18 protein-coding genes are annotated in these 19,338 nt (G+C 68.1%); 4 read left to right on the top strand and 14 right to left on the bottom strand.

Translation table 11 applies throughout. The features are described 5' to 3' along the window. Positions 1 to 36: 36 nt before the first annotated feature. Positions 37 to 966 carry a cysteine synthase A gene (gene cysK, locus M3B11_RS08130; RefSeq protein ID WP_259876917.1) on the bottom strand — a complete coding sequence of 310 codons (930 nt, stop codon included), beginning with the start codon at positions 964 to 966 and terminating at the stop codon, positions 37 to 39. A gap of 292 nt (positions 967 to 1,258) precedes the next feature. Between cysK and def the strand changes: the two genes are divergently transcribed. After that, positions 1,259 to 1,834 (top strand): peptide deformylase, encoded by a 576-nt coding sequence (gene def / locus M3B11_RS08125; protein ID WP_259876915.1) that lies wholly within the window; start codon positions 1,259 to 1,261, stop codon positions 1,832 to 1,834. 149 nt (positions 1,835 to 1,983) lie between these two features. Here the strand turns inward: def and M3B11_RS08120 are convergent, their stop codons facing one another. The 6 genes from M3B11_RS08120 to M3B11_RS08095 all read right to left on the bottom strand — a co-directional run bounded on the left by M3B11_RS08120 (position 1,984) and on the right by M3B11_RS08095 (position 7,765). Then, the gene (locus M3B11_RS08120; protein ID WP_259876908.1) at positions 1,984 to 3,117 is read right to left on the bottom strand and encodes a hypothetical protein; all 1,134 of its coding nucleotides are present in this window, start codon (positions 3,115 to 3,117) and stop codon (positions 1,984 to 1,986) included. Between the two features lie 63 nt (positions 3,118 to 3,180). Then, positions 3,181 to 3,564, bottom strand: coding sequence for a hypothetical protein (locus tag M3B11_RS08115; protein WP_259876906.1), 384 nt, complete (start codon positions 3,562 to 3,564; stop codon positions 3,181 to 3,183). 358 nt (positions 3,565 to 3,922) lie between these two features. Further along, positions 3,923 to 5,401: an Asp-tRNA(Asn)/Glu-tRNA(Gln) amidotransferase subunit GatB gene (gene gatB / locus M3B11_RS08110; protein WP_259876904.1), complete on the bottom strand. Its 1,479-nt coding sequence runs from the start codon at positions 5,399 to 5,401 to the stop codon at positions 3,923 to 3,925. Between the two features lie 9 nt (positions 5,402 to 5,410). Next, a complete protein-coding gene (gene gatA / locus M3B11_RS08105; RefSeq protein ID WP_259876901.1) occupies positions 5,411 to 6,916 on the bottom strand; it encodes an Asp-tRNA(Asn)/Glu-tRNA(Gln) amidotransferase subunit GatA in 1,506 nt (501 codons plus the stop codon). Then, the gene (gene gatC, locus M3B11_RS08100) at positions 6,916 to 7,221 is read right to left on the bottom strand and encodes an Asp-tRNA(Asn)/Glu-tRNA(Gln) amidotransferase subunit GatC (RefSeq protein ID WP_259876897.1); all 306 of its coding nucleotides are present in this window, start codon (positions 7,219 to 7,221) and stop codon (positions 6,916 to 6,918) included. Before gatC ends, gatA begins: the two co-directional genes overlap by 1 nt. 85 nt (positions 7,222 to 7,306) lie before the next feature. Next, complete coding sequence (locus M3B11_RS08095; RefSeq protein WP_259876890.1) at positions 7,307 to 7,765, bottom strand: hypothetical protein; 459 nt, start codon at positions 7,763 to 7,765, stop codon at positions 7,307 to 7,309. A 162-nt stretch (positions 7,766 to 7,927) separates the two neighbouring features. Between M3B11_RS08095 and M3B11_RS08090 the strand changes: the two genes are divergently transcribed. Beyond that, complete coding sequence (locus M3B11_RS08090) at positions 7,928 to 8,164, top strand: hypothetical protein (protein ID WP_259876888.1); 237 nt, start codon at positions 7,928 to 7,930, stop codon at positions 8,162 to 8,164. Here the strand turns inward: M3B11_RS08090 and M3B11_RS08085 are convergent. The 6 genes from M3B11_RS08085 to M3B11_RS08060 all read right to left on the bottom strand — a co-directional run bounded on the left by M3B11_RS08085 (position 8,161) and on the right by M3B11_RS08060 (position 16,672). Next, on the bottom strand, positions 8,161 to 8,577 hold the full coding sequence (locus M3B11_RS08085; RefSeq protein WP_259876886.1) for a hypothetical protein: 417 nt from the start codon (positions 8,575 to 8,577) through the stop codon (positions 8,161 to 8,163). The genes M3B11_RS08090 and M3B11_RS08085 overlap by 4 nt on opposite strands. 68 nt (positions 8,578 to 8,645) lie before the next feature. Further along, complete coding sequence (gene ligA, locus M3B11_RS08080; protein ID WP_259876885.1) at positions 8,646 to 10,895, bottom strand: NAD-dependent DNA ligase LigA; 2,250 nt, start codon at positions 10,893 to 10,895, stop codon at positions 8,646 to 8,648. 53 nt (positions 10,896 to 10,948) lie between these two features. Beyond that, positions 10,949 to 12,109, bottom strand: a complete 1,161-nt coding sequence (locus M3B11_RS08075; RefSeq protein ID WP_259876879.1) for a hypothetical protein — start codon at positions 12,107 to 12,109, stop codon at positions 10,949 to 10,951. Beyond that, positions 12,106 to 14,160 carry a S9 family peptidase gene (locus M3B11_RS08070; RefSeq protein ID WP_259876877.1) on the bottom strand — a complete coding sequence of 685 codons (2,055 nt, stop codon included), beginning with the start codon at positions 14,158 to 14,160 and terminating at the stop codon, positions 12,106 to 12,108. The genes M3B11_RS08075 and M3B11_RS08070 overlap by 4 nt, the downstream gene beginning before the upstream one ends. 77 nt (positions 14,161 to 14,237) lie before the next feature. Then, the gene (gene mnmA / locus M3B11_RS08065; protein WP_259876870.1) at positions 14,238 to 15,416 is read right to left on the bottom strand and encodes a tRNA 2-thiouridine(34) synthase MnmA; all 1,179 of its coding nucleotides are present in this window, start codon (positions 15,414 to 15,416) and stop codon (positions 14,238 to 14,240) included. Then, positions 15,413 to 16,672, bottom strand: coding sequence for a cysteine desulfurase family protein (locus M3B11_RS08060; RefSeq protein ID WP_259876867.1), 1,260 nt, complete (start codon positions 16,670 to 16,672; stop codon positions 15,413 to 15,415). The genes mnmA and M3B11_RS08060 overlap by 4 nt, the downstream gene beginning before the upstream one ends. Positions 16,673 to 16,719: 47 nt before the next feature. Here M3B11_RS08060 and M3B11_RS08055 point away from each other — a divergent pair, with 47 nt between their 5' ends. Continuing rightward, positions 16,720 to 17,070 carry a hypothetical protein gene (locus M3B11_RS08055; protein WP_396121552.1) on the top strand — a complete coding sequence of 117 codons (351 nt, stop codon included), beginning with the start codon at positions 16,720 to 16,722 and terminating at the stop codon, positions 17,068 to 17,070. Further along, on the top strand, positions 17,067 to 17,480 hold the full coding sequence (locus M3B11_RS08050; RefSeq protein WP_311197745.1) for a hypothetical protein: 414 nt from the start codon (positions 17,067 to 17,069) through the stop codon (positions 17,478 to 17,480). The genes M3B11_RS08055 and M3B11_RS08050 overlap by 4 nt, the downstream gene beginning before the upstream one ends. A gap of 88 nt (positions 17,481 to 17,568) precedes the next feature. On the opposite strand, the gene M3B11_RS08045 is transcribed toward M3B11_RS08050, so the two are convergent. Beyond that, positions 17,569 to 19,326 carry a hypothetical protein gene (locus M3B11_RS08045; protein WP_259876863.1) on the bottom strand — a complete coding sequence of 586 codons (1,758 nt, stop codon included), beginning with the start codon at positions 19,324 to 19,326 and terminating at the stop codon, positions 17,569 to 17,571. Positions 19,327 to 19,338: the final 12 nt, after the last annotated feature.

Here is a 19,338-nt window from a genome sequence, read left to right as displayed (position 1 = left end):
CCGATCGCGAGTCGTTGCAGTGCTGACATGCTCAGATCAGTCCATGTAGTCCGCATAGAGCGGAGTCGACAGGTAGCGCTCACCGAAGCTGGGGATAATGACGACGATGCGCTTGCCGGCGAACTCCGGACGCGAGCCGAGCTTCTCAGCAGCAGCGACGGCGGCACCGGAGGAGATGCCGACGAGGACGCCCTCTTCGCGGGCGATCTGGCGGGCCTTCGCCATAGCCTCGTCATCGTCGATGGCGAAGACCTCGTCGTAGATCTCGGTGTCGAGCACGGTCGGCACGAAGTTCGCGCCGATGCCCTGGATCTTGTGCGGTCCGGCGGTGCCCTCGCTCAGGAGCGGCGAGGCGGCCGGCTCGACGGCAGCGATCGTGACATCCGGATTGTGCTTGCGCAGCACCTCGCCCACACCGGTGATGGTGCCGCCGGTGCCGATACCGGCGACGAAGGCATCGACCTGGCCGTCTGTGTCGGCGAGGATCTCCTCGGCGGTGGTTTCACGGTGGATCTGCGGATTGGCCGGGTTGTCGAACTGGCGGGCCAGCACAGTGTTGTCCTGCTTGCCGATCTCCTCAGCCTTGGCGACGGCGCCCTTCATGCCCTCCTCCTTCGGAGTGAGGACGAGTTCGGCACCGAAAGCGCGCAGCAGAGCGCGGCGTTCCTTCGACATCGATTCGGGCATCGTGAGGATGACCTTGTATCCGCGCGCTGCGCCGACCATGGCCAGCGCGATGCCGGTGTTGCCGCTGGTGCCTTCGACGATCGTGCCACCGGGGCGCAGCTCGCCGGACTTCTCAGCCGCATCGATCATTGCGACGCCGATGCGATCCTTGACCGAGCTCGCCGGATTGTAGAATTCCAGCTTTCCAACGATTTCCGCGCCGCTGCGCTCGCTGGCCTTGTTGAGTCGTACGAGCGGTGTCCGTCCGACCAGCTCAGAAATATTGGAATAGATGTTCACGGGCGTGTCCTTTCGATTCGCACGTCTGGGCTGAGCCGTGGCTCGACTCAGCAGAGAGGATTACGTCGACAGCGAAGAGCAGGACAGCTGCAAACGCTGAGCTCTTCGCTCACACACCAGCCAATGGCTTCAGCTGCTGATGACTGCGGGAGGCAGTTCTACTGCACTCAACCGCGTTCGGCCTCAGCTTATTCCGGCAGCAGATCATCTGGTAATCCTGCCCGGGGTCGCGGACGCACATCACGTCTGCGCTGGGGCCGTCCGAGCCGGGCCGGCGCTAGACTCAGGTGTCATGACCATTCATCCCATCGTCGTCTACGGTGAGCCGGTGCTGCACCGCAAAGCCGAGAAGATCGAGTCCTTCGATGCTGAGCTCGCCGAGCTCATCGATGACATGTTCGAGACCCTGGCCGCCTCGAATGGGGTGGGCCTGGCCGCTCCGCAGATCGGCGTGGGCAAGCAGCTCTTCGTCTACGACGCCGATGATGAGGTCGCCGGTATGCGCCGGCGCGGCGTTTTCGTCAACCCGATCCTCGTCTCCTCGAAGATCCCCGACGGGCGTCCGAGCATCGAGGACGAATCGGAAGGCTGCCTGTCGGTGCCGGCCCTGGACTTCCCGCTCAAGCGCGCCCACAAGGTCACAGTCAACGGAGTCGACGGGTCTGGTGATCCGGTGTCACTGACGGTCGAGGGCTGGTTCGCCAGGATCATGCAGCATGAGTACGACCACCTGCAGGGCACCCTGTACGTCGACCGGCTCGATCGGAAGTGGTCGAAGAAGTGGAAGCGAGCGCAGCGCGAGTTCGGCTACAACGAACCGGGCCTGTCCTGGCTGCCCGGCACCGATGAGGATCCGTTCGGGCACTGAGCTGAGCTGCGGATGCCGGTCCGGGCCGCTGCTTGTCTGACGCTGCGATTTCCCCGCGCGGAATCCCGCGCTGGCGCACAGTGCGTGTCGCGGGGAATCGACGTTCGTCGAGCCGAGCCGAACAGCACAGCCGCCGATCAGGTCACTGATCAGGTCAGGTGGCGCTGCTCTCGGTTCTGGCCGAGCTGCTCCCCTACCCGGTTCTGGCCGAGCTGATCGTCGACCTGCTTCTGCGCACGGGCGATCTTCGAGTCCAGCTCGTCGAGGTCGTCGAAGCCCTCGGCGGTGACTGTCAGCTCGCGCAGCAGCTCGTTGATCGACTCGGCGTGTGCTTCGGCTTCGATGTTGAGCTCCTGCAGACGCCAGTCGGCATTCTCGTCATCAGCAGTGCGCGCGATGACGTCGAGCACGCGCGAGCCGATCTCGCGTGAGCGTTCGGTCTGGTCGAGCATGAGCAGCTGCTGATCGAGTTTGCGCAGCCGCTCGTAGTAGGCGTTGAGTGCCAGCACCCGGTCGACCATGGATGAGAACGCACGCGTGAGCTGTCGCAGGTAGGCGACGATCTGCTTGTCGGTTGATGAGTCGGCGGGCGTGCCTCCGCCGGCGTTGATGTTGGTCTGGCGCATCTGCTCCAGCTCAGCGCGGATCTCGACGAGCTCGACGAGGCGCCGCCCGATCGAGGCGACCGCATGGTCGAGGTCGACGCGGGAGACGTGGTCCTGCATGATCGGGTGCGTCCAGGCACGCGTCCGGGCGATCTTCTGCGCTGTGGCGACGGTCAGGTGAAACAGCCGCTGCTCGTCGGTGTCCTGGCCCTTCGTCAGTCCCGGCACCCAGCCGAGACGCTCAGGAGTGATCCACTCGGCGGCGCTGGCGGATTCCTTGGCTTTGCGGTCGAGACGGCGCGGGTCCTTGCGGTACGTCCAGCCGGTGTAGCCGGCACCGGCAGCCGAGATCGTGCCGATGATGCCGGTGGTGATGACACCGCTTTCAGGCACGGAGTCGAAGACGCTGATGAGCACGGTCGGCAGTGCAGCGATCCCCGTCCCGATCGCCCCGGCCGTGGTGGCAGCTGCGAATTTCACCCGCGAGCGGATGAGGTTGCGTGACATCCCGCCGGTGACGAGCTGGGAGCCCGGCTCGGTCGCGTCGACGCGGTAGCTGCGAGCGCGCCAGACGTTCCGGACGTCTTCGGAAACGGAATCGGGCACGAGGATCCGGTAGGTCGGCAGCGTTCCGGCACAGCTGCGCTCCCACAGGGACTTCCACGAGATCGTGGCCATCTGCACTCCTCCGGTGAGCAGGCGGGCGAGGTTGCGGCCAGTGTACGCCTCCGGCCTGAGGCTTCACTGAACGTCGCGCAGGTTGTCTGTCCCAAGGGGATTCCACGCATCGACGATGTCGTCCTGTCCGACGCTGACGTTGATGCCGCTCATCTTCAGCAGGCGCAGGAACCGGACGAAGTAGGCGTTGTCGTACGAGTGCATCGCTGTTGTGTGGCTTGCGGTGACTCGGTCTTTCAGACCCGTCTCCAGGGCTCGTGTCGCGAGGGTTTCGAGGCCGCGGGATGCCTCATCGTCGATCTCATCGCAGTGCACATCGACGAGAAGTCCGAACTCATCTGCAAGTCGGTACGCGAAATCGAGGAATTCAACGGAGCACTCGCGGGTGGATTCGAAGTGCGGAATCGCGACGATTGCGTCGACTCCGAGTTCGGCTGTCCGGCGCATGAGTCCCTTGCGGTCGGGGAAGGACTGGATGCCCCTGCGGAAATGCCACGATCTGCAGTGTGACGCTGTCCTTGAGTTCATCGCGCAGCTTCAGCAGTGCGTGCAGCGCGGTGAGCTCGGGGTCGGTGATGTCGACGTGTGTGCGCACATACTGGATTCCGAACCCCGCTTGCTGCCGCACAGCGGCGTTGACACGCTGCTTGACGTCCTCAGCGGTCAGCGACTGCTTGCGCTCGCTCTACACTTCGATGCCTTCGAGCAGCGTTCCCGAGGCGTTCCAGCCGCGTGCGACTGCGCCCGCAGCGAACTGAAGTCCACTGCGGGCGCGCCTGTCGCATCAGCCTGAGAGCTGGGCCAGTCAGCTGTTGATCTTGGCCAGGATCATCTCGCGGGCCTTGCCGGCATCGGCCTGACCGCGGGTGGCCTTCATGATCGGGCCCATGAGAGCGCCGATCGCCTGCATCTTGCCTCCCTTGATCTTCTCGACGACATCCGGGTTCGCAGCGATCGCGTCATCGACGGCGGCTTCGAGCGCGCCGTCGTCCTGGACGATCTCCAGCCCCTCGGCCTCCATCACCTCGGTCGGGCTGCCCTTGCCGTCGATGACACCGGCGAGGACCTTGCGGGCGAGCTTGTCGTTGAGCTTGCCGGCCTTGACCAGGCCTGCCAGCTCGGCGACATGGGCTGCAGTGACGAGAGTCGTGACCTCGGCATCCTCCTGCTTGGCCACCCGGGCGATCTCACCGGTCCACCACTTGCGGGCGGCAGCCGGCTCAGCACCGGCAGCGACCGTCTGTTCGATGACGTCGAGGAGACCTGCATTGATGACATCGCGCATCTCCAGTTCGGAAAAGCCCCACGCCTCAAGCAGGCGGCGGCGCTTGGCTGCCGGCAGCTCCGGCAGGTCGGCGCGCAGCTGCTCGACCCAGTCGCGTGAGGGCTCGACGGGCACGAGGTCCGGTTCCGGGAAGTAGCGGTAGTCATCCGAATCGGACTTCACACGTCCCGAGGATGTCTCGCCGGTCTCCTCATGGAAGTGGCGGGTCTCCTGCAGCACCTGCTCACCGGCTTCGAGCACAGTGGCCTGGCGGGCGATCTCGTAGCGGACCGCGCGCTCGATCGAGCGGAAGGAGTTGACGTTCTTCGTCTCCGTGCGGGTGCCCAGCGGTGCATCGGGCGATTCGCGCAGCGAGACGTTGATGTCGGCACGCACATTGCCCTGCTCCATCCGGGCCTCGGAGACGCCGAGGGCGCGGAAGACGTCGCGCAGGGTGCGCACATAGGCGGCCGCCACCTCGGGAGCGCGCTCCCCGGTGCCGGTGATGGGGCGGGTGACGATCTCGACGAGCGGCACGCCGGCGCGGTTGTAGTCGACCAGCGAGTACTCCGCGCCGTGGATGCGGCCGGAACCGCCGACGTGGGTGTTCTTGCCGGCGTCCTCCTCCATGTGGGCGCGCTCGATCTCGACGGTGATGAGCTCGCCGTCTTCGAGCTCGACCTCCAGGGAGCCGTCGAAGGCGATCGGCTCGTCGTACTGGGAGGTCTGGAAGTTCTTCGCCAGGTCCGGATAGAAGTAGTTCTTCCGGGCGAACCGGCAGGATTCGGCGATGTCGCAGCCAAGCGCCAGGCCGATCTTGATCGCGTACTCGACCGCGGTCTCGTTGACCACCGGCAGCGCGCCGGGCAGGCCGAGCGAGACCGGGGTGACGTTCTCGTTCGCGCCGACTCCGAAGCTGTTGGGGGCGGCGTCGAACATCTTCGTGGCGGTGCCGAGTTCGACGTGGACCTCGATGCCGAGCACCGGGTCGTACTTCTTGATGGCGTCTTCGTACTTCATCTCACGTCCTCACAGTTCCGGCGCGGCGGCGAGCACGCCAGCCCCGCGAGTGTCGTTGACGGCAGCCTCGATGCCGGCGCCGATCTCATACAGGCGCACATCCTCACGAGCCGGGGCCAGCAGTTGGAAGCCCACCGGCAGCCCTTCGGCCACGCCGGCCGGCACGCTCATGCCCGGTACGCCGGCGAGGTTGGCCGGGATGGTCGCGACATCGCCGAGGTACAGCGACATCGGGTCCATCTCCTTGGCGGCGCCCAGGTCGAAGGCCGTCGTCGGGGCAGTCGGCGAGACGAGAACATCGGCAGTCTCGAAGGCCTTGGCCAAGTCGCGCTGGACCAGCGTGCGGACCTTCTGCGCCGAACCGTAGTAGGCGTCATAGTAGCCGGCCGAAAGCGCGTAGGTGCCGAGGATGATGCGGCGCTTGACCTCCGCGCCGAAACCGGCGGCACGCGTGGCGGCCATAACGGTCTCGGCAGTCACCGGACCCTCTTCGGGCTCAACGCGCAGGCCGTAGCGCATGCCGTCGTAGCGGGCGAGGTTCGAGGACACCTCCGAGGGCATGATGAGGTAGTAGGCCTCAACGGCGTACGAAAAGCTCGGGCAGTCGATGTCGACGATCTCGGCACCAGCGGCCTCGGCGATCGTGAGCGCCTCGTCGAAAGCGGCCTGCACGCCGGGCTCAACGCCCTCGCCGGTGAGCTGGCGGATGACGCCCAGCCGCTTGCCGGCCAGGCTGCCGGAAGCAGCCCCGGCCTCGGCGGCGGCGAGGAAGCCGGTCGCCTGATCGGTCAGCGACGTCGAGTCGTGCGGGTCGTGACCGGCGAGCACCTCGTGCAGGGCGGCGGCATCGGCCACCGTGCGGCCCATCGGGCCGACCTGGTCGAGGCTGGAGGCCATCGCAATGACCCCGTAGCGGGAGACCGAGCCGTAGGTCGGCTTGACGCCGACGGTGCCGGTGAAGGCGGCCGGCTGGCGGACCGAACCACCCGTGTCGGTGCCGACGGACAGCGGCGCCTCATAGGCGGCCAGCGCTGCCGCGGCACCGCCGGAGGAGCCGCCGGGGACCTTCGTGGTATCCCACGGGTTGGCCGTCGGACCGAAGGCGGAGTTCTCGGTGGTCGCACCCATGGCGAACTCATCGAGGTTCGTCTTGCCCAGCAGCGGCATGCCCGCCTCCTGGGTGTGGCGATAGACGGTGCCCGAGTACGGCGGCACCCAGCCTTCGAGCATCTTCGAGGCGGCCGTCGTCGCCACGCCCTCGGTGACGATGAGGTCCTTGTGCGCGACCGGCACACCGGCCAGCGGGTGCAGGGTCTCACCTGCAGCCCGGCGCCGGTCGACGTCGGCGGCGGTGGCCAGGGCGGCATCGGCGGTGACGGTGATGAAAGCACCGGTGGTCTCATCGACGGCACTGATCCGGTCGAGGTGGGCCTGGGTGATCTCGGTCGAGGAGTAGTCGCCGGCCCGCATGCCGGCGGCGAGGTCGAGCGCGCTCAGGCGCGTGAGATCTGCCATTAGTCCTCCCCGAGGATCTGCGGGACGAGGAACTTGCCGTCTTCGCTGGCCGGGGCGCCGGAGAGCGCCTCGTCGGCGGTGAGCGTCTCACCGACGCTGTCCGGGCGCATGACGTTGCTCAGCGCAATCGGGTGGCTGGTGGCCGGCACGTCGTCGGTGGCGACCTCCTGGACGGCGGCCACGCTGGAGAGAATGGCGTTGAGGTCGCCGGTGAGTGCGGCCTGCTCCTCATCGGTCAGGGCGATCCGGGCGAGGTCGGCCAGGTGGCTGACCTCAGCGGCGGTGATCGCGGATGTCTGCGACATCGTCACCCCTTCATTGTTCGCGTTCGTGTCACAGACGAGTCTAACCGGCGCCCGGCCACCCGCGGGTGCCAGCGCTCTGTCTCGGTCAGGCCGCCGATTCGTGGCGGATGTAACCTGCGACCTCGGTGAGGAACCGCTGAGCGCCTGCCTCGCTGGCGTGCCCGTTGGCCACCGCCCGCTTCAGGTCGGCAGCCAGTGCGCTCACCCGCGCCTCAGTGCTCGCTTCGGGCTGTGCGCCCGTGGTGTCCGAATCCGAGGTGGGGGTGTCGTCGTCAGCGTCGTCGTGCTTGCGGGTGGGCCGGGTCTCCGGGCCCGAGGCGGTGGGCAGGTAGGCGGCTTCCGGTGCCGCGGTGCGCCCCACCTCGGCTACGGCAGCCCGCAGGGTGTCGCTGTTCTCGTCGAGTTCGGCGGTCGCTTCCTGGACGGCGATGGCAGCGGTGTCGGGAGGTGGCTGCGTGTCGGCCAGCCGGATGACGTGGCCGGCACCGAAGACGATGCCGGAGACGAGTGCAGAGCCGGCGACCAGGCGTGCGAGAGTCTTCATGCGTGCAGTCTGGCACCTGCAGTTGGTGGCCGGCTTCGTCTCTGCTGGGTCTCTGCTGAACCAGTGCCAGGACGGGCGGTGATAGCGGACGGGTTGCCACAAGCCTGGCACGACTCTGTAGAGTCTGCAGTGTCGAGATGCTGTCGACCAAACGGAGGACTGATGAGAATCCCGCTGGCAGCCCGATGGATCATCGCACTGATGTTTCAGGCGATCGGCTGCCTGGCGCTTGCCTTCGCACCGGAGCTGCACGATCTGGCAGCGGTGTTCTGGGGCCTGGCTCTCGTGTCCCTCATCGCCGCACTCGTCATCGCCTTCCGCCGCTGGCGCACCGTACGGCGCGACGAGTCCAGCGTGAGCAGCCGACAGCGCCGAGGCCGCGAGAACCGGAGCGGTTAGCAGTCGAGGTCGCCTTCGCCGAACCCGTCGGCGTCGGAGTCCTCGCCGTCGCCGCTGGCCAGCAGTGACGCGCTCAGGCGCTCCTCATCCCCGCGCAGCTCAGCGACCGCTGCCAGCAGCGACGCATCATCTGCCTCCTGCCCGTCAAGGCAGCAAGGCGCGGTGCAGACCGCTAGCCTGGTGACAGGCATCAGGACGGCCTCCTCCGATGGCGGCTCCAGCTGCGAGCGGCCGTCGACGAGCTCAAGGCCTGCATCGATCAGATGCAGCGTGGAACCCTGGCGGTGGGGACGGGCGAGCATGACCGAGAAGCATGAACACTCTCCACCGGCTGAGGGCAGTGACACGGCGGCCTGATCGGCGGTCGTCCGGTTCGGCGAGGACCAGCTGGTGACCGAAGGCGAGGCGCTCATCGCCGAAGCCTGCGGGTGCCGGGCGGGTGGAGGAGTTCGGATTCCATCCGGCAGGAACGGCAAGCAGGTCAGCTGGCCGCCTCGGGCCCGCTGGCCAGCAGCTTCTCGAACGCCTCCTCGTCGAGCACCGGCACGCCGAGGTCCTCGGCCTTCGTCAGCTTCGAACCGGCGTTCTCTCCGGCGATGACGTAGTCGGTCTTCTTCGACACCGAGCCGGCCGCCTTGCCGCCGGCGGCGATGATCGTCTCCTTGATCGAGTCGCGGGTGTAGTTGTTCAGCGAGCCGGTCGCGACGATCGTGAGCCCGGCCAGGGTCTGCGGGCGTCCGGAGTCCACCGGCGCCTCGTCCTCCATCCGCACTCCGGCAGCTGCCCACTGATCGACGATCGCTGAATGCCAGTCGACGGTGAACCAGTCGTGCAGGGATTCGGCGATGACCGGTCCCACGCCGTCGATCGCAGAGAGCTCCTCGACCGAGGCTGCGCGGATCCTGTCCATCGAGCGGAAGTGAGCCGCCAGGGCGCGGGCGGCGACGGGGCCGACGTGGCGGATCGACAGCGCTACGAGCACCCGCCACAGCGGGCGGTCCTTGGCCGCAACGATCTGCTGCAGCATCCGGTCGGTGTTCGCCCGCGGCTTGCTGCCGTCCTTGGTGTAGAAGTACGGGACGAGCTCCCTCTCGCCGTCGGCAGCATCCTTTCCGCGCTTGTCCTGCCAGACCTTGACCGCGGCGAGATCCTCGGCGCTGAGGTCGAACAGGCCGGCCTCGTTGGCCAGCGGCGGCTGGCCCTCCGGCGGGCGGGTCAGGGCATTGGCGGCCTCCTCGCCGAGGGCCTCGATGTCAAGCGCCGCCCGGGAGGCGAGGTATTCGACGCGGTTGGCGACCTGAGCTGGGCAGGTGCGGCTGTTGGGGCAGCGCAGGTCCTTGTCGCCTTCCTTCTGCTCATACAGTTCGGTGCCGCAGTCCGGGCAGTGTGTGGGCATGACGAAGGCATGCTCGTCGCCGGTGCGGGCGGCGGTGACCGGTCCGAGGATCTCGGGGATGACGTCGCCGGCCTTGCGCAGCACGACGGTGTCGCCGATGAGCACGCCCTTGCGCTTGACCTCGTGGGCGTTGTGCAGAGTGGCCTTCTCGACCGTTGAGCCGGCGACGAGCACCGGCTCCATCACCGCATACGGGGTGACCCGTCCGGTGCGGCCGACGTTGACCCGGATGTCGAGCAGCGTGGTCGTGACCTCCTCAGGCGGGTACTTGAAGGCCATCGCCCAGCGCGGGGCGCGGGAGGTGAAGCCGAGTTCGTACTGCTCGTCGAGCTCGTCGATCTTGACGACCACACCGTCGATCTCGTGCAGCACGTCGTGGCGGTGCTCACCGTAGTAGTCGATGTAGTCGTGCACCTCATCCATCGTCTCCACGACCCGGAAGTACTCGCTGGTCGGCAGACCCCACGTCTTCAGCTGCGTGTAGACCTCCGACTGGCTCGGGGCCTCGGTGCCCTCACCGCCGTCTTCGGGCTGCCAGGCGGCGATGCCGTGGACGAGCATATGCAGCGGACGCTGCGCGGTGACCTGCGGGTCCTTCTGCCGCAGCGAACCGGCCGCCGAATTGCGCGGGTTTGCGAACGGGCTCTTACCGGCCTCGACGAGGGACTCGTTGAGCTGCCTGAACGCCTCGACGGGGATGAACACCTCGCCGCGGATGTCGACCCGTGCCGGGTGTCCGGTGCCGGCGAGCCGGGCGGGGATATCGGCGATAGTGCGCACATTGGCGGTGATGTCCTCGCCGGTGTGCCCGTCGCCGCGGGTGGCGGCGCGGACGAGGCGGCCGTGCTCATAGGTGAGGTTGACCGCCAGCCCGTCGATCTTGAGCTCGCACAGGTAGCGGGCCGGTCTGCGGCCGAGTCCGCGGTCGACGCGGGCGGCCCAGTCGTCGAGCTCTTCACGGGAGAAGGCGTTGTCGAGACTGTACATGCGCTCGGTGTGCACAACCTCGGCGAACAGCTCGGTGTCGACGCCGCCGCCGACGTGCTGGGTCGGTGAGTCGGGATCCCTGAGTTCGGGGAACCGGTCTTCGATGTCTTCGAGTTCGCGCATGAGCGCGTCGAATTCGGCGTCGGAGACGGTCGGGGCGTCCTTGACGTAGTAGCGCTCGCGATGCTCTTCGATCTCCAGGGCCAGTTCCTTGGCACGCGCTCGAGCGGTGTCGAATGCGCGTCCGTGGGCGGCCGCCTGGGCGATGTCGGCTGAATCGGGGCTGTCGACGATGTCGTCGCCGGAGTCAGAGGAGACGTCTGCAGAAGTGTCGGCACCTGTGGTCATGGGATTCATTATCCCATCGACCGACGGTCATCCGAGTCACGACAAGCTGCGGTTCAGGCCAGCGCAGCGCACTCCTGTGCCAGCTGGCTCGCTGCTGCCAGCCACGTGCGCGGGTGCCCAGGGTCTGTCTCGACGGCTGCCTGTGCGTCGGACCGGGTGAGCGGGGCCGGCGGGCCGGTGAGGATGCCGAGTTCGGCCAATGCCGTATCGGGCAGTCCGAGGGTCTCGGCGACACTGGTGAGCCGGCGCCGCCAGGCGGTGATGTCGATTTCCGTTCCCGAGGCGGTCCCGACTCCCAGCGTCAGCGCCGGCACTGCGTGACCCGTGCCGGCAGCCTGGTGGCCGTCCCACCAGGCGAAGACCTGCTCGAAGAGCCGTGCGTCTGTGCGCGCATCGACGTTGATGCCGATGCCGCTGATGCCGGCGCCTGTGAGCACCTCGGTGAGGCTGCGGGCCTGGCCGTGGCTGTACCAGGTCAGCGGTCGGGCCCCGGGCAGGAACGCCAGCATCTGTCCACCGGCCGAAGCGATGGCCTCGCGGACGTCTCGCCAGACGGTGGCCGCCTCGGTCTCGGGCAGGGCCGGCAGCCGCGTGCGCCCGGCTGTGGTGGCCAGCTGCCCGGACAGTGCGGCAGCGGCATGCGGCTCGTCGAGCTGGATGATGACCTCGGCGCCTGGCATGAGCCGTCGCAGGTGCGTGACGTGCTCGCTGAGTCCGTGGGCGTAACCGGCCATGACGTCGCGGCGCGCACCGGGATCGGCCAGCGTCGATTCGCCGCGGGGTTCGAACAGCAGGGCAGCCAGGCTCACCGGCCCCGGCAGGCTGATCTTGACCGGGCCTGCGTACTCAGCGAACACCTCGGCGGCGGCGTCGGCATCCTCCCCGAGCCGTGAGGCTGCCCGGCGGGCATCCCGGCCGGGCAGGCGGGTCAGCCGCCAGCCTGCTGCGGTGGCTTCGACGGTCAGGTCCGTGCACAGTGCGGCAGCCCGGGCGACGCCTTCGCTGCCGGGACCGGTGGTGACCGCCGGCAGGAACGGGATCGCCTCCTCGGCGAGCATCCCTGCGGTGATGCGGGCAGCCTCGCGGACATCGGACTCGGTGCGGGACTCGCCGTCTGCCGGGCGTCCGGTGCCGGTCCAGGCGGCGGTCGTGATCGGCCAGCCGCCGCGGCCGGAGGCGAACACCCGGTCGGCGCTGTGGGCGTACCGGCTCACCGGCCGCGGCCCTTCATCCGGGCTGCCGGCAGGCCGGGAGTGTCGAATCCCATGACGCGTCCGTAAAACGACAGCTCCTGTTCAAGGGAGTCGGTGACGTTGGCGGCCTGGACGAAGCCGTGGGACTCACCGGGGTAGAAGGTCGCGGTGTAGGGCAGGCCGCGGGCTTCGAGTGCGTCGATGAGCAGACGAGCCTGACTCGGCGGGACGATCGGGTCCTCTTCGCCCTGGAAGATCGCCACCGGCACGGCGAGCTCATCGAGCAGGTTGACCGGCGCGAGGGAGATGTAGCGTTCGGCTTCTTCGGGGTAGACGCCGACGAGTCCGTCGAGGTAGCGGGATTCGAAGTCGTGGGTCTCCTCAGCCAGGGCTCGCAGGTCGCCGACGCCGTAGTAGCTGGCGCCGGCGGCGAACACCGAGGTGGTGGTCAGTGCGCGCAGCACCGTCCAGCCGCCGGCCGAGCCGCCGGAGATCGCCAGCCGGTCGGCATCCGCAAGCCCGGCGTCGACGAGCCCGGTGACGGCGGTGATGGTGTCGGCGACATCGACGATGCCCCACTGGTCTTTGAGCGCATCCCGGTAGGCGCGTCCGTAGCCGGTTGAGCCGCGGTAGTTGACGTCGATGACCCCGATGCCGCGGGAGGTGAAGAAGGCGTGGTGGGCGGAGACCTTCGGCACCGCTTGGCCGGTCGGGCCTCCGTGGACGAAGGCGACATACGGCGGCTTCTCGCCCTCAGGCGCCGTATAGTGCGGGTGGCGCGGCGGATAGACGATCGCGTGGATGCCGTCGAATTCGCGCAGCTCGGCTCGCGGATAGTAGGCCGCCCGGGTGCGGTCCGGGGCGGCTGCTGAGAGTGCGACGGGTTCGAGTTCGCCGGTGGCCAGGGTGTAGGCGTACAGGCCGCGGATCCGCTCAGACGATCCGCCGATGATGAGGGCGGTGCCGTTGCGGTAGTCCTGGAGTTCGATGTCGGTCAGCGGGCAGTCGAGGGTCTGGTGTTCGTGTGAGCGCGGGCTCGCCCAGATGAGCCGGCTGGTGCCGAAGCGGGCGGCGGCGAGCACTCGGCTGCCGCCGTCGACGGGCAGGTAGTGCTTCTCTCCCAGCATCCACAGCGGCCCGCCGATCTCGCCTTCGACGGTGAGCAGTGGTTCCTCTTCGGCGGGCATCACGCCTTTGTCTCCGCGCGCCTGGGCGCGGAAGGCCGGCACGTTGAGGCCGGTGAGCTGCCAGCTGCCGGACGGGTCGGCGGTGACGGCGAGCTTCGTGCGCGAGAGCCACTCCGGCTGCAAGACGGAGACGCCCGGCCGGTGGAAGATCTTCTCGACTGGGCCCTCGGGTGCGCCGGATTCGTCGAGCGGCTGGAGGAACACGGCGGTCTCGTCCCACGGCATGTGCGGGTGTTCCCAGCCGATGAACGACAGCAGTGTCCCGCACGGGCTGATACGCGGCCAGGCGAGGAACCGCGCCCCGCCTGCCAGGCGCGTGACACCGGAGTCGTCAATGGCGACGATCCTGCGGGTGATCGGCTGCTCGGAGGCCCGTGTGCTGGCTGCGTCGGCGATCTCCGTTCCCGAGGCGCCGGGCAGCAGGTGTTCGTGGGTTTCTTCGACGGCGAGGATCCGCCCGCCGGAGTAGGTCAGGTCCCCGTAGCGGGTCGCCATGTCGGTATCCGGGGTGATCGGCACCGGCGGTGAGGCGGGTGCTGGTGCCGAGCCGTTGAGCACGGCGGAGATGTCGAGGCGGTAGATGCGCTGGTCGTCGGCGTTGACGAAGAGCAGCGTGCCGATTGCTGGGTCTGCGGCCCAGGCGCAGCCGCCGTATTCGTGGACGCGGGAGCGGGCGCTGAAGTTCGGGGGCAGCAGCTGGATCTCATCGCCGAGGTGACCGGATCGGTTGACGACGATGCTGGTGCGCCCGCCTTCGGAGCTGACGCGGGCGGCGTAGATGATGGCATCGCCGATGAAGCGTGCGTCGCTGATCGGCTCGGAGCCGGCAGCGACATCGGCGGCGGAGATCGGAGACGGCCAGGAACCGTATGGCGCGGTGGTCATGGCCACAGATTACCGAACCGCACGGGCGTCGCCTGCACAACCCTGATCGTGCATCGCCGCTGCAGCCGCGCGCGGGCTCACGCGTCGAGCAGTTCGGCGCTGCGGGCGGTCTGGTCGATCGTCGCCTGGCCGAGCACCCGGGTGCCGCGGTAGACGACCATCGTCTGGCCGGCGGCCACTCCGGACAGCGGCTCGTCGACGGCCACGTGCATGATCTGCCCGCGCGGACGCGGGGCCGGCAGGTTTTCCTCGTGTACTGGGGCAGTTTCGTCGACTTCGCCGAGCCATGCGCGAGCCGGCATCGGATCCGAGTGCGCCCGGATCTGGATCTCACAGTCGATCGCGGTCGTCTCGCTCTTCCCGATGTCCGATGGTGGCAGCCCGCACCAGGTGGTGCGGATGCCTTCGAGTCGGTCGACGCGCAGCGCCTGCTTGGGCCCGACGGTCACCGAGTTGTCGGCGACATCGATGCCGACGACGTAGCGCGGCCTGCCGTCAGCGGCCGGCTTCTCGATTCCGAGTCCCTTCCTCTGGCCGATGGTGTACGTCATCGCGCCGTCGTGCTCGCCGAGCACCTCACCGGACTCGTCCTTGATGAGACCCGGGCGCATCGGGATCTTGTCGGCCAGCCACGCCTTGGTGTTGCCGTCGGGAATGAAGCAGATGTCGTAGGAGTCCGGCTTGTTCGCCACCGGGAAGCCGCGCTCGGCGGCCTCCGCACGCACCTCGGCCTTCGAGGCGGAGGCCCCGATGGGGAAATAACAGTGCGCGAGCTGTTCGCTTGTGAGCACGCCGAGCACATAGGACTGGTCCTTGTTCAGATCCAGCCCGCGGTGCAGCTCCGGGGTGCCGTCGGCAGCCGAGATGATCTCGGCGTAATGGCCGGTCGCCACCGCGTCGAAGCCCAGCGCCAGCGCCCGGTCGAGCAGGGCTGCGAACTTGATGCGCTCATTGCAGCGCATACACGGGTTCGGGGTCCGGCCGGCGGAGTACTCGGCGATGAAGTCATCGACGATGTCCTCCTTGAACCGTTCGGAGAAGTCCCACACGTAGAACGGGATGCCGAGCATCCCGGCGACCCGGTGGGCGTCACGGGAGTCTTCGATCGTGCAGCAGCCGCGCGAACCGGTGCGCAACGTTCCGGGCATGCGGGACAGCGCCAGGTGCACGCCGACCACCTCGTGGCCGGCGTCGACGGCCCGTGCGGCGGCGACAGCGGAGTCGACACCGCCGGACATGGCGGCAAGGATCCTCATGGCCGACCTCCTGCAGCTGGGCCGGACGCGCCCGCGGTGGTTGCCGCGCCCGAGGCGGTCACCTGCCACGACGGGGCAGCCGAGACCATGCCGGCCCGGGCGGCGCGTTCGACGATTCCCGGCAGCACGTCAAGCAGTGCCTCGATGTCGGCCTCGGTGGTCTCCGGGCCAAGGGTGAAGCGCTGCACAGAGCGGGCGGTGTCCTCATCGGCCCCGCAGGCCATGAGCACATGGGAGGGCCGGGACACCCCGGCCTGGCAGGCCGAGCCGGTGCTCGTGGCGAAGCCGGCGGCATCGAGCAGGAACAGCAGCGCGTCGCCCTCGCAGCCGGGGAAGACGATGTGGACATTGTTCGGCAGGCGTTCGTCCCCCCGCCGTCCGGACAGGCGGGCTGCTGGGATGCGCTCTTCGATGCCGGCGATGAGCCGGTCGCGCAGCCGGGCGGTCTCAGCGGAGCCGAGTGTGCGGCAGGCGCGTTCGGCGGCTGCCGCGAAGGCGGCCGCCCCGGCGACGTCGAGGGTGCCGGAGCGGACCTTGCGCTCCTGTCCCCCGCCATGGGCCACCGGCACCGGGGTCAGATCTCGGGAGAGCACGAGCGCGCCGATGCCCACCGGCCCGCCGAGCTTGTGGGCGGTCACCGTCATCGCAGCAACGCCGAGTTCCGCGAAGCTCACCGGCACCTGCCCGAAGGCCTGCACCGCGTCTGTGTGGACCGGGATGCCGTACGGTTCGGCGATTCGGGCAAGCTCGGCCACCGGCTGCAGAGTGCCGATCTCGTTGTTGGCCAGCATGACCGACACGAGAGCGCTGCGCTGCGGTGCCGCGGCGATCTCCGCCTCGGCGGCGGCCAGATCGAGCCGCCCGGTCTCATCGACCGGAAGGATCACAAGCTCTGCCCCGCAGGATTCGAGCCATTCGGCGGTCTCGAGGATCGCGTGATGTTCGATCGCGGAGACGAGCACCCGCGGGCGCTCGAAGGGCCCGGCAGTGCGGCCGGCGTTGCGGGCCCAGAAGATGCCCTTGAGAGCGAGGTTGTCGGCTTCGGTGCCGCCGGAGGTGAAGATCACCTCGGACGGGGTCGTTGCCCCGAGGCACTGGGCGAGTGTTTCGCGGGCGGCTTCGACGCGCATTCGGGCAGCCTGACCGTCCGCGTGCAGCGAGGAGGGATTGCCGACGCGGTGGAGTTCTTCGGTGAAAGCCGTCAGCACCTCAGCGGGCATCGGCGAGGTGGCGGCGTGATCGAGATAGACGCGCACGAACCCCATTCTACGCGCCCGCCTCACGTGGGTCTAAAATGTTGGGCGTGCTCACCGTACTGACCTACACCCTCTTCGCCGCCTCGGCCGGCTTGTGCCTGTGGGCGCTCGTGCAGACGATCCGGAATCGGCCAGCCGGCATCCTCATGCTCGGCGGGGCCGGCGTGCTGCTGGTCCTGCTGCTCGTTCAGCTCGTCGTCTCCATCGTCATGTGGGGACAGTCCGGCGACACCGACGGTGTGCTGTTCTTCGGCTACCTGTTCACCGCGATCGTGCTGCTGCCGCTGGCCGGTTTCTGGGCGTTCGCCGAACTCAGCCGCTGGGGCCCCGGAGTGCTGGCCGCCGCTGCTGCGACCGTGGGCATCATGGTTGAGAGGATGGATCAGATTTGGCTGTGAGCTATTCGGCCATGCACACCGGTCCCGGCCGTGGCCTGACCGCGGTGTACGGGATCTTCGCCCTGGCAGCTACCGCGCGCGCCGGTGTGCAGCTCATCCGCGACTATCACGAGGCGCCTCTGGCGTACTCGCTGTCCGCTGTCGCAGCCGTCGTCTACATCATCGCCACCGTCTGCCTCGTCATCGGCTCGCGGACTTCGCACCGGATCGCGCTGGCGGCGACCACTTTCGAGCTCGCCGGCGTGATCCTCGTCGGGTTCCTCAGCCTCACCCACCCGGAGCTGTTCCAGAAGCCGAGCGTATGGTCACTGTTCGGGATCGGCTACGGTTTCATCCCGCTGGTGCTGCCGGTCGTCGGGCTGCTGTGGCTGCGCCGGGTCGGCAGGCGGGTGGCAGCCGACCGCGCCTGAGTGTGGTGCGGCTGGACATTCCGCAACTGGGCATGCCGCGGCTGACGTGACCGCACCTGAGGCGTCAGGCAGCCTGGCTGACGGTTCGTCAGTCGGTGGTCTGGGCTTCGAGCAGGAACCAGTCGGAACCCACGATGAGGTTCGTCTGCTCTGAACCGAGAAGCATGTAGGGGATCGAGGTGCTGATGATCAGTCTGCCGCCATCGAGGTCGCCCGTCATAACCGCTTCGAGCTCTTCGCCGACGTCGATCGACCCGCCGGAGCGGACCTTGAGTTCGATTGCGCAGCGCACTTCGCCGAAGGACACGTCCCCGGTTTCGGTCTTGAGCCCGTGTTCGGCCAGCGGCACGGTCGCCTCATCGTAGGGATCGCAGGTGACCGTGATGTCCTCGAAGGCCTCGTCGTTGCCGGCCATCTCATCGACATAGTCGCGGAACCCCGTGAAGGCGTCTGAGGCGTATTCGATGTTCTGGTCGTTCTCTGAGATCTCCCCGGTCTCCAGGTACTGCTGGAGGGTTTCGTTGGCGGTGGCGCCCAGCTCGGTGAACTCCGTGCCCGACTGCTCGACTGCGCCGGTGCCGTCAGCCATGAGGGTGGGCACGTTCTCCTGCGGGACGAACAGACTCTGGGTGACCTGCCAGTCCTCGCCAGCTGATTCGCGGGTGACGAGCATCGCCTGGACGGTCTCATCGCTGCCAGCCGGCTTGCCGAAGGCGATGAACCACATCGGGTACTCGCCGAAGGACGGGCCGCCTGCGACGATCTGCTCGAAGTTCACCGCGGAGAGCTCTGTCTTGCCGGCCTCGGCGATGAGGACCTCAGCGCGGGTGCGGTCGAGAAGCGGCGGCGCCTGGATCTTGTCAAGCCGATCCTCATCACCCTTGAGGCTTTCATCGAGACGCTCGGTGTATGAGGTGAGGAACGCACCGGCCTCCCCTGCGCGCAGGGCGGGGCGCTCGAACTCGGTGAGGTTCGGACTCGACGGCTGGGCCATCGGCAGGGGTGCGCAGCCGGCCAGCACCCCGAGGGTGACGACGGAGCCGACGGCCGCCGCCGCCCGCATCTGCTGGGCGAGGCGCTGACTTCGGTTCTTCCGCGTGGTGGCGCGTGTGGCAGAGGCGGCTGTCCGGCCGACCAGATCCTTTGCGCGAGCTCCGAGGTCGGACATACCGGAACCTGATGAGCCGCCGCGGCCGGACCCACCGCGGCCGTATTCGCGACGCAGCCGGCGCCGGCGTCCTGGGCGGGCGTCGAGCCAGCGCAGCAGGAAGTAGCCGGCCGCACCGAAGGCGAGGATCGCGATGGCCAGGCCGATGAGGCTGACGGGGAAGACTGCCCCGGCGTCCATCTTCAGCTGCACATCGACTCCGTCGAGGTTGCCCTCCGGCTCAGCTGGGGCGACGACGAGGACCTCACCGGATTCGGCGTCGAGGTCGAAGGTGTGCGACAGCTGGCGGCCTGTCTGGGAGGCAGTCCACCAGTCACGGCCGGCCGCGTCATTCAGCGGCGCCGGTTCCCCGTCGATGAACCGGGTCTGCAGGGCCTGCGGGATATCGACCTCTGTGACTTCCTCATGGGCGACGCCGGTGAGATAGCTGTCGACGTCGACTCCACTGGCAGTCCCCATGAACAGATCCGCATCCCCGCTGACCTGCAGGGTCGCCTCGGTGTTCTGGAACGGCACCAGCTGCGGGTTGAGCACGAAGGCGTAGGCGCCGTCGCGCACCTGAGAGGGTGCGGTTTCTGCGACGTCATCGGCGCCGACGACCGACAGTGCTGACAGCGACAGCGCGGCGCAGACGAGCCCGACGACGGCGGAGAAGGCAGCGAGGATGAGGCGAACCACGCGGCGGTCCTT

The sequence above is a fragment of the Brevibacterium sp. p3-SID960 genome, assembly GCF_025144725.1.
Taxonomy (GTDB): Bacteria; Actinomycetota; Actinomycetes; order Actinomycetales; family Brevibacteriaceae; genus Brevibacterium.
The sequence above is the reverse complement of the archived record's forward strand: the minus strand, read 5'-3'. Positions and strand labels throughout refer to the sequence as shown.

Bases quoted from the DNA above. Each gene is read 5' to 3' on its own strand.
- gatC (WP_259876897.1), bottom strand. From the start codon at position 7,221: ATGTCGCAGACATCCGCGATCACCGCCGCTGAGGTCAGCCACCTGGCC.
- def (WP_259876915.1), top strand. From the start codon at position 1,259: ATGACCATTCATCCCATCGTCGTCTACGGTGAGCCGGTGCTGCACCGC.
- M3B11_RS08070 (WP_259876877.1), bottom strand. From the start codon at position 14,160: ATGACCACCGCGCCATACGGTTCCTGGCCGTCTCCGATCTCCGCCGCC.
- M3B11_RS08120 (WP_259876908.1), bottom strand. From the start codon at position 3,117: ATGGCCACGATCTCGTGGAAGTCCCTGTGGGAGCGCAGCTGTGCCGGA.
- gatA (WP_259876901.1), bottom strand. From the start codon at position 6,916: ATGGCAGATCTCACGCGCCTGAGCGCGCTCGACCTCGCCGCCGGCATG.
- ligA (WP_259876885.1), bottom strand. From the start codon at position 10,895: ATGACCACAGGTGCCGACACTTCTGCAGACGTCTCCTCTGACTCCGGC.
- M3B11_RS08085 (WP_259876886.1), bottom strand. From the start codon at position 8,577: ATGAGCGCCTCGCCTTCGGTCACCAGCTGGTCCTCGCCGAACCGGACG.
- M3B11_RS08115 (WP_259876906.1), bottom strand. From the start codon at position 3,564: ATGCGCCGGACAGCCGAACTCGGAGTCGACGCAATCGTCGCGATTCCG.
- mnmA (WP_259876870.1), bottom strand. From the start codon at position 15,416: ATGAGGATCCTTGCCGCCATGTCCGGCGGTGTCGACTCCGCTGTCGCC.
- M3B11_RS08090 (WP_259876888.1), top strand. From the start codon at position 7,928: ATGAGAATCCCGCTGGCAGCCCGATGGATCATCGCACTGATGTTTCAG.
- gatB (WP_259876904.1), bottom strand. From the start codon at position 5,401: ATGAAGTACGAAGACGCCATCAAGAAGTACGACCCGGTGCTCGGCATC.
- M3B11_RS08095 (WP_259876890.1), bottom strand. From the start codon at position 7,765: ATGAAGACTCTCGCACGCCTGGTCGCCGGCTCTGCACTCGTCTCCGGC.